The sequence below is a fragment of the Dysgonomonas reticulitermitis genome (genome assembly GCF_054601275.1).
This window is the reverse complement of the sequence record NZ_BAAHWU010000032.1, coordinates 26,061-34,152: the sequence shown is the minus strand read 5'-3', so window position 1 is coordinate 34,152 and position 8,092 is coordinate 26,061. Positions and strand designations below refer to the sequence as shown.

8 protein-coding genes are annotated in these 8,092 nt (G+C 40.2%); all 8 read right to left on the bottom strand.

All coding sequences use genetic code 11. The annotated features are described in order from the left end of the window. Positions 1-549: 549 nt before the first annotated feature. The gene (pgeF, locus tag ACYPZI_RS11525) at positions 550-1,359 is read right to left on the bottom strand and encodes a peptidoglycan editing factor PgeF (protein WP_459601720.1); all 810 of its coding nucleotides are present in this window, start codon (positions 1,357-1,359) and stop codon (positions 550-552) included. Positions 1,360-1,364: 5 nt separating this feature from the next. After that, positions 1,365-2,111: a DUF6599 family protein gene (locus ACYPZI_RS11520; RefSeq protein WP_459601718.1), complete on the bottom strand. Its 747-nt coding sequence runs from the start codon at positions 2,109-2,111 to the stop codon at positions 1,365-1,367. Further along, a complete protein-coding gene (locus tag ACYPZI_RS11515) occupies positions 2,108-3,256 on the bottom strand; it encodes a DUF362 domain-containing protein (protein ID WP_459601716.1) in 1,149 nt (382 codons plus the stop codon). The genes ACYPZI_RS11520 and ACYPZI_RS11515 overlap by 4 nt, the downstream gene beginning before the upstream one ends. Before the next feature lie 86 nt (positions 3,257-3,342). Beyond that, a complete protein-coding gene (gene pdxB / locus ACYPZI_RS11510) occupies positions 3,343-4,461 on the bottom strand; it encodes a 4-phosphoerythronate dehydrogenase PdxB (RefSeq protein ID WP_459601714.1) in 1,119 nt (372 codons plus the stop codon). Positions 4,462-4,523: 62 nt separating this feature from the next. After that, entirely contained in the window at positions 4,524-5,207 is a 684-nt protein-coding gene (locus ACYPZI_RS11505; RefSeq protein WP_459601712.1) for an ABC transporter ATP-binding protein, read from the bottom strand. An 81-nt stretch (positions 5,208-5,288) separates the two neighbouring features. Continuing rightward, the gene (locus ACYPZI_RS11500; RefSeq protein WP_459601710.1) at positions 5,289-5,795 is read right to left on the bottom strand and encodes a ferritin; all 507 of its coding nucleotides are present in this window, start codon (positions 5,793-5,795) and stop codon (positions 5,289-5,291) included. Positions 5,796-5,877: 82 nt separating this feature from the next. Then, entirely contained in the window at positions 5,878-7,689 is a 1,812-nt protein-coding gene (locus tag ACYPZI_RS11495) for a mucoidy inhibitor MuiA family protein (protein WP_459601708.1), read from the bottom strand. A gap of 128 nt (positions 7,690-7,817) precedes the next feature. Next, complete coding sequence (locus ACYPZI_RS11490; protein ID WP_459601706.1) at positions 7,818-8,057, bottom strand: hypothetical protein; 240 nt, start codon at positions 8,055-8,057, stop codon at positions 7,818-7,820. Positions 8,058-8,092: the final 35 nt, after the last annotated feature.

Below are 8,092 nucleotides of genomic sequence, written 5' to 3'. Positions count from 1 at the left end.
CATTAAAAAATCAGAAAACGGAGGTCAAACTCAAATGTTTGACATTAAATAAATTCATCGGGATTGGTATGCCCGATGCTTACAAAGTGAGTTAATTTTACTTGCTACGATAGTGAAGAAAAATACCGGTTTGACTGCCGTTGCAACAAAGTCACTAAAAAGTAACAAACTCCACACTCAATTAGCCATTAGCTGTTAGCTTATAGCCTTTGCCGCTTCGCGCCATTGTTGACTGTTGACTGTTGACTGTTGACTGATAACTGTTGACTGTTGACTGTTACTGTCGCTTCGCGCCATTTGCTAATCTGCTAATTTTCAAATTCGCTAATTCTCAAATTATCACTACATCTATAGATAAAACTAACGCCGGACAATGTTTCACTCTTCGTTCTTTACTTTTCATCGCTTTGCGCCATTCTTCACTTTTTTGGTTGCCCTGGTTAGTCGACCGTCACTTTTTTATGGTTATTTAGTTGCCGGGATTATCTGTTGGATGAGAAAAACTACCCATTGCTACAAATAAGTGAAATGCAGGCTCAAGGATACTCTTTATCGTAAAACTCCGCCTGTTACCATTCTGCCCGAATGAATTGTCTGTCGTCGAGCAGAGAAAAACATATCGGAATCAGAATACGTGCATAAATCAGAAGTTTCTATATGATGAGAAAGAACTCCGGCATTATTCAGTAATATTTTATTAGCCTGTCGAAGATCAATATGCGTTTTTCCGGTGCCGGAATTATGGTATGCAATATCATTCATGTGGAAACCCGCTTCTTTGAAAACATCGTCCACTTCCTCTCCCACTTCAAAACATTTTTGAGAAATACACGGCGCTATACCGGCGTACATATCTTGCGGATCGCAACCGAAAGCATCGGCCATCTTCGCGACCGTCTTTTCTACAATTTTGGCAACTGTACCTTTCCATCCGGCATGTATCGTTGCCAGAACATTCTTGGCAGGATCGTAAATCAGAACGGGAACGCAATCGGCTGTAGTCACCCCTATACAAATATTCTTCTGATCGGTAATAAGTGCATCCACCCCATTCAGTGAAAGATACTTATCATTGTCAGACAGTACCATAAAGTCGCTATCCAAAACACAGATCTTATCTCCATGAGTCTGATATGGAATATATAAATCCTGCAAAGGGACATTGATCAGTGATGCCAAACGGCTTCGGTTTTCATACACGCATCCGGGATTATCTCCCGAATAAAACCCTAGATTGAATGACGTATAATCGCCCTCGCTGACACCTCCCCGAACAGTTGTGGAAAAATGAGTGAGACATTGGAACTCACCCAAATTCTTAAACTGCAATAGACTATTGTGTTCTATACTTTCAATCATCTGCTTTAAAACCCGAAAGACCCGGAATCTTCTTCTTTATTTTCTTCTTCTGTTGCCGAAATATAGATATAATTATCTCCCATAGCAAGAATTTTCGCAGAAGGCAATTTTTCTTTTACAGCGTTAATATCCGTGTCCTTCGGCAAGTATATCAATGCACGGTAATCTTTGGAAGGCTTAGCTGATACAAACCATATTCCGGTATATTTGATTCCATCCATCATATTGGCAAACGAAAAGCTGGCTTTGGATACGGATAAAGGCCCTCTTAAATATTTCAACCGCCCCGAAACAGGCATTTTTTCATCTAACAGACCAGGGATAGTGACATCTACTTTCATAGAAACATATTTGCGGACAACCTCATCTGCCTTATCCTGTGCAGACTGAGATCCGGAAGGAAATACCACCGAGATATATTTATTCTCCGAAACTGCTTGCAACTGGTATGGAGACAGGCAATCGATACAATTTAAAGTATCTGCCCGTTCACATTTAAAAGCATGAATGGAATAAATGCCGAAAGCATCTTCAGGTGAAGCCATCTCGTATATCTCTACCGTATAATCCTCCCCTTTATAAACAATATCTCTGACAACCAGCTCCTTTACGTTATATTCAAGAAATTGATCAGTGCCTCCGTTCATAAAACCATATAGTCCGGATGCGGTAAATGTCCGCTCCCGTTTTATTTCAATATCCTGAGCAAAAAGAGTTGCGGGTAGTAAAAATAATATTAGCAGATATTTCATATACTAACTTCTTTCAATTTGATTTTTTCTCTGTCGCAAACTCCAAGCTGCAACTCCTGAGCCAACTCCATAAATTTACGCCCTGCTATTTTTTCTTCGGTCTGCACACCTTCCTGTATTCGCTTGTTGATAACAACATCGTAAGCGATACGGTCTACAGCAACAGGGTCGGAACCCACAAGCAAGGTTTTATATTGGCAGATAAACTGGGGATTGGCAGCAGGTCCACCGTCGAAGCAACCTAAAATTCCATCGAGTACATTCAGTACGACCTTATCCCGCAAAGGAGGAAAAGCACAGGCATAAGCACTTGTTTCGTGCCATAAGGCCTTGTGTAAACGTCCGGTATTAGATATGGAACCGAATGCCAAATTTTTCATACACGCGGTAATGGATGTCCCCGCGTTTTTCAGCACAGGCACATTTATTATCTTAGTTACCTTTTGGGTACATATCTTCGAGAAGTAAGAGTTTTTCCCTCCGTTCACCATATAAGGCATTGTGTAAGCGTCATATTCACCCTCGACATCGGCATAGAAAAAGTGGTCTTTGTCGATCCAGTCCTCACTGTAAAAACGGCCTTCTGCATTTATATAGCTTTTGTTTTCATCGTAACATTCGGTTGCCATAAAAGAAACTCCGGGGTAGTTGTCCGCGGTGAAGCCGGCATCATCCAACTGTTCTTCGCGCCTGTCCCAAATTACTATTTTACTTCTGGATAGTCCTGCCTCTTCCAACTGTTTTACAATGGATTGTGTAACGGCATGAGAAGTGGAAAGCAATTTGCCGCCTATCGGATTTACTTTAAGACCTACAATATCATCTTCGCTCACAAAATGAGACCATGCTTTTTTCAAGTCGGTTTCACCTGTCAGGTTCAGCATTCCTTCTTTCAACATATCATACGCTGCCGACTCGGAGGGTTTGCCTTCGACGATGCTATTGGAATGGTTCACTTTTACTACCTGTCCGGGATATTTTCCGGGCATAGAATTTGCAGTGCGAGGAATTGCCTGAGCAGTAGCTATATTCGTTTCGGGTGTTGCCGGTGACTGATTGACAGGAGGTGCAGCCTTAATAATTGGCGCTGTAACCATACCGACTCCACTAGCGAATACAGTACGAAAGAAATTGCGTCTTTTCATAGTAAAATGATTTTAGTTCTGTCACAAAGATAATCATGCTTTTCGTATAAAAAAGCCTTCTCTTATATTTCTTTGCAGTTTGAATATCAAAGGGTTGTTCTAAAACCAAGCTTACTTAAAACGTCAACTTCCACGTTGGTTGCATTCATAATATTGTATGCAAAATATTCCCTGCGGAGAGGATATTCGTTCCGCGATTTTTTGAATGCGGCAGGATTGTTTATAAGGCGGGAATAGTCGCCCACCGGATTGTATGTTTCCAGTATTGCACCGTAAATCCGGTTATCCGGATCTGTATACTTATTCATATCTATGACAGGATTCGCGGGTTCAGGTTCTTTAACCAGAAAAACAGGCGCTTCGCTCAAATGATAAAAATCTGCGATTGCCGTCAAAGACATACGTGTGGCATTGGCTTTGCCATCGGCAGAATAACCTGCTATGTGAGGTGTAGCTATATCGGCCATGTTCAGGTATTCGAGGTCAATATCCGGTTCATTTTCCCAACAGTCGATCACTGCTCCCGATATATCTCCTTTTCTCAAAGCCGTTTTGATAGCGTTGGTATCGATGATTCCGCCACGTGCCGAATTGATAATTACAGGCTTCTTTATCAGTGAGGAAAAGAAATCAGCATCGGCAAGGTGATAGGTCTTATATTCACCGTCTTTAGTCAGCGGAGTATGGAATGTTATGATGTCGGCCTCGTCCATTATTGTTTGCAGGCTGACGAAATGGTTGCCTTCCTCTACTGCTTGCCTTGGCGGATCGTTCAGCAAGACTTTCATTCCCAATACTTCACAAGCTTTAGCTACTTTTTTGCCAACATTTCCTACACCGACAATCCCGATTGTTTTATCTTTCAGGTTGAAACCCTTTTTCCGGGATATGGTTATCAGTGCAGATGTGATATATTGCTGCACCGAACCGGAATTACAACCCGGCGCATTTGTCCAAGCAATGCCATGCGAATCGCAATAACCCGTATCGATATGATCGTAACCTATGGTGGCCGAGCATATCAGTTTCACCGCCGTATCTTTCAGTATATTTTCATCAAAATGAGTTACTGTACGCACAATCAATGTATCGGCATCTTTGATTGTTTCTTGGGTGAAAGCCGCCCCATCCAGATAAGTTACTTCTCCGAAAAGTTCGGCTATGCCTTTGAGGTAAGGTATATTTTTATCGGCTATTATTTTCATACTGTATTCTTATTTTGAGGAGATGCTTCACTAACGTTCAGCATGACAATAAATATTATCAACTACTTATTTACCGACTCGTGAAATATATTTTCTATCGAATCTATTTCCGAAACCTGTTTATCTGCAACCAGATTACCTTTATCCAAAAGAATAATCCGCGAGCAAATATCTTTTACTTCATGCAATATATGAGTAGAGAATAGAATGATCTTCTCCTTCGACAATTCTATAAACAAATTATTCAGATTTTCCCGTTGGTTGGGGTCTAACCCGGATGTGGCTTCATCCAGAATGAGAAAAACAGGATCGTTGATCAATGCCTGAGCGATACCAACCCGTTGACGGTTTCCTTTGGACAGTTCCTTGATTTTCTTTTTATATTCGTTCTGTAATCCGGCAGACTCAATTACTTCCGCGACTTTACACTTATCAGACTTATAAATCCCCCTCACATATTCCAGATATTCCCTTACGTACATATCGTCGTACAGAGGATTATCTTCCGAGAGATAACCGATCTGCTTTTTTATTTCGATAGAATCAGCTATAAAATCTTTCCCAAAAAACGATACTTTTCCTTCATCGGGACGGACAATGCCGCTCAGTATTTTCATCAGGGTAGATTTACCCGCGCCGTTTACTCCGAGCAGTCCGGCTATCTCCCCCTTTTGTATGGAAAAACTGACATCCGATAAGGCCGCCAAGTTTCCGTAATGCTTAGATATATGTTCTACTTGTATCAATCTATTCTTATTTTGTTATCCCAAAAATAAGAAATCTCCCCGAATTAATCCGGAGAGATTTCCTTTTATTATTTATTTCGATTAATCTACAAGCGGAGTATAACTTCTTGTTTGCAATTCTTTATCGAGGGTGTAAATACCGAATCCGTTATCCTTGATCATTTTCAAGGCATCGATATATTCCTGAGCAGTTGCTTCTTCTTCAACTTGTTCGTCGACAAACCATCTTAACATGCTTTCTGTAGCATAGTCTTTTTCTTCCTTAGCCAACGAAACCAAGTCGCTGATAAGTCCGGTTACTACCTGCTCATGTTTCAATGTATCTTCGAAAGCATCCAAAGGAGATTTCCAAGAGTGAGGCACTTTCGCAATAGGTTTCAATTCTACTTTACCACCTCTTTCGATTACATAATTAAGAAATTTCAACGCATGGTCTTGTTCTTCTTTGAACTGAATAGCAAACCAGTTTGCAAACCCTGGTTTTCCATCTGCCGCAAAATGCGCGGACATTGACAGATAGAGATAAGCTGACCAAAATTCAGCATTTATTTGAGCGTTTAAAGCTGCTTCTAATTTTTTGCTTAACATAATAATGATATTTTTTGATGTTAGTTCCTATTTTTAACGAATATACAACTAATATTGTTCAGATGCCTTTCTATAAAATTTATTATAGATTCAGGTTGCTACCTTTAGGATACTTTACACTGTAGCTAATCTGATACGTTTTTGTTTCCCCGGCTTTCAACTCCTCTTCCCACGTGATTACTCCGAGATCTTCCTTATTGACTGTCCAAGGTGTTGTATCTTTGGTCAGTAATTCGACTTCGATGCTCTTCTGTGTTGAAATCGGATATTGATCTTTCAATACCATTTTTACAGGTTTATTCTGATTGTTCTTTACTGTCAGCTTATAAGTGAATACCTGCTTAGTGTCGCTTCCCAAGAATTTGGCACTACTATAATCCTGAAGTTTCTCACGCTTCACGGTAACACGCTTGTCTGTTCCTAATGTAAGACCCAGTTTTTCGTGCGTAGAACGCGCATCGATATAGGATTCACCTACATAAGTACCATCGTATGTTATATTTGCCTGTCCGCTTAACAGATTCAGTTTTTCCCAATCCGGGATTTCTGCCAGTAAATATGTTTCAGTATCCAGTTTAGGGGCACAATAATATTTATACTCGGCCGGCGTTTCCTTTGTTTGCAGATCTATGCTCTGTTCTTTTCCATTACCCGGTATCGTATAAGGCATATCTATGTTGTAGACTATATTAAGGTCAGTTTCTTTTTGGGTAATATAATCATCCATACTGTTTTTCAGAGTAACCACTATTACCCCGTTTGATGCGCGAGAGCCATATAGCGATGTTGCCGATGCATCCTCCAATGTATCGATACTTTTTATCATATCCGGATCGAGCGAGTCCAAATATTCCTGGCTAACCTCCTCTCCGTCAACTATAATCAGAGGCTTAGCTGCATTGCGAACACTGGATATCCCTCTTGCTACAACTTTGCTTTCCTGAATTTCCTCATTTCTATACGAAAAACTATTCTGCGTAGCGACACCTGCCACTCGGCCTCCCAAAGCGATAGGCGCATACTCAGTAATATAATTAAGAAACCAAGCGTTGAATAATGGTGCTATCTTCCCGTTGCTCGGAGTAGCCGTAGATAATGTCAGGTTTACTTTCTCCCAATCGATACCTGTTGTCTGACGCACTTTCGACTTGGCAACTATCCCGACAGGCTTATCAGTAGAGACTATATTTATGTCATAATACGGAACCCAATTGGCAGCAGCAGTATAGTATGACACTGTGAACGTGCAATTAGCAGCGAGTGGCGATGACAAGTTCAATTTGAGGACACCCACCGACTTATTATTTTTTAGCGATTCCTGACTCAATTGTCTTTTCAGGCGCGCGGCGGCTGTAGTATAATCAGCCTTTTTCTTATTATTGGCAGACTGTGTATTTTGCAGTTCGAGCGATTTTGTTTTGTAATAGTCCATCGTTTTCACCAGTTCGTCGATACCTAAACCCTTCTCCGATCCGGATACATTTTTATCTGTACCTTTCTGCAACAGTGCCAATAAATTTGTGGTAATCCCGATATCTGTATTTATTTGTTCCAGTTTTTTATCGTAAAAATCAATAGAGTCCTGCAATCTCTTTAAAGCAGGATCCGCAGATTTACTTTCAGATAAAAAATCGACAGAAAACTCGTAAGCCGAAACAATAACTCCATTTGTAGTTTTTATCTTCAAACTATTCTTATCTACATTAGGGCTTAGTCCTTCGATATAAATTTCATTCTCACCTTTCAATAAAGAAGAAGAGGCTGTGTGTATTAACTCCGCTCCCTGAAAAAACACAGTAGCATCGTTCAATTTCGACTTCACGGTTTTCTTCTCCTGTGCAACCAGACTCAATGGAAGACTAATAAGGAGAATCCATAATAGTTTTGCTTTCATATTCATATTTGGTTAGTTAAAGTTCATCACCCAAATATAGAACATAAAAAATATACTTTACCCTGAAATGGGTAAAAACATCATTTTGGATTGATGAAAGTAAAAGGTCAATTGGTATCAGAAAATTCTTAATCGGGGATATAGCCAAGGTCTTCCCTTTCTATGAAGCCACCTTCTACTAATAATTCTATTGCCCGTTGATAGTCTCCTGACATAACCTGCAATCTGGCAGATCCACCTTCTATCGTAGAAACGCTCAGATACTCTCTATTTATCGCACATTCGATACCATTATCGAGCAAATAGGATTTTGCAATTGCCAAATCGGCTTCGAAATCTGATGATTTTACAGTTTTAAGCTCATCCATAATATTATCCTTTAGAATTAATATCGCATATAAAT